Origin of the sequence: Kineococcus indalonis (assembly GCF_009906395.1) — a bacterium.
Taxonomy (GTDB): Bacteria; Actinomycetota; Actinomycetes; order Actinomycetales; family Kineococcaceae; genus Kineococcus; species Kineococcus indalonis.
Genome location: NZ_JAAALM010000720.1, coordinates 1 through 1,535, shown reverse-complemented (window position 1 = coordinate 1,535; position 1,535 = coordinate 1). Strand labels below are relative to the sequence as shown.

Genomic DNA, 1,535 nt, shown 5'->3' with positions numbered 1-1,535 from the left:
GCGGTGAACCCCGCGAGGGCCGCCGGGTCGCGGGGTTCACCGCCGGTGCCCCCTGCGCCCGTCCGGGGCACCCCCGCCGGTCCATCCGGTCACGGCCCCGCGCACCCGAACCACTCCCTGACGAGGCGGGACGGACCCGCCGGGGCGAGGGGTGGTCGACGTGCGGTTCACGGGAGCGGTCGCGGCGGTCTGCGTCGCGGGCGGCGTGCTCGGCGGCGTGCTCGGCGCGGCGCCGCGGGCCGCGGCGGCCGACGCCGTCACCGGCACGGTGCAGCGCGCCGTCGTCGAGGTCGGCCACGACACCGAGCGCGCGACGGGTGCGGGGCAGGGCGTGGAGCAGGACGTCGAGGTCACGGTGCTGCGCACCGCCGGCGGCGACGTGCGGGTGCCCGCCTCCGACCTCGCGGACGTGCCCACCGGCAGCACCGTCAGCGTGCAGCTCGGCGCCGCCGTGCGCGCCACCACCCGCACCCCGCGCGCCCTGGCCGAGTCCGGCCGCGACGTGCAGGGCTACCGCGTGCTCTCCGCCGCGGTCCAGACCAAGGCCGTCAGCACCGCCCCGCGCAAGGTGCTGCCCGTCGTCGTCACCGTGACCGGCGTCGCCGCCGACGGCACCACCGGCGCCACCCTGACCTCCGCGCTCGCCGAGGTCAGCCGGTTCTACGACCACGAGACCCACGGGGCCGTCACCTACACGGCCCTGGCGCCCACCACCGCCACCGTCGCCGCCACCGCCGCGACCGCCTGCGACCTGTCCACCCTGGAGAAGGCGGTGCGCGCCAAGGTGGCCGTGCCCGCCGACACCACCCTGCTGATGTCCACGCCGAAGCTGTCGTGCGGCTTCGCCGGCGTGGCCTGGATCGGCTCCACCAGCGCGCGCGGCCTGGCCCTGTGGGTCCACGGCAACGCCACCCCCGCCGTGATCGCCCACGAGATCGGCCACAACCTCGGCCTGGGCCACTCCGGCTCCTCCGCCGCCTGCGCCGGCGGCAGGGCCGACGACGGCGCCGCCAGCGCCTGCACCACCGTGGAGTACGGCGACTTCTTCGACGTCATGGGCGCCAACTCCTTCGGCACCGGCTCGCGCACCCTGCACCTGGGGGAGATGAGCGCCGCCCAGCGCGACCGCCTCGCCGGGTTCACCGGCACCGAGCTGGCCGGCGTCGACGCGGCCACCACCACCTCCACCGTGCTCGCGCCGATCGGCGCGCCCAGCGGCACGCAGGCCGTGAAGCTCACCAGCGGCGGCGTCACCTACTACGTGGAGCTGCGCGCCGGCGGCGGCCGCGACGCCGACCTGTACCCGGGCGGGCAGTACTTCGGCACCACCGCCACCGGCTCCACCGGCTGGGCGCCGATCCCCGCCGGGGTGACCGTGCGCCGCCTGGACGGCACCACCGCCGGCGCCAAGGCGCGCCTGCTGGAGCCCCTGGCCACCGGGGCGCCGTTCGTGCTGCCCGCCGGGGCCACCTTCACCACCGCCGACGGGCGCACCGCGATCACCGCCACCGCCGTGTCCGCCACCGCCGCCACCG

The 1,535-nt window shown here is 77.9% G+C and carries 1 protein-coding gene; it reads left to right on the top strand.

All coding sequences use genetic code 11. The features are described from left to right. Positions 1–160: 160 nt before the first annotated feature. The coding region (locus GTR00_RS26100; RefSeq protein WP_166613386.1) for a reprolysin-like metallopeptidase at positions 161–1,535 on the top strand (1,375 nt) is incomplete at its 3' end.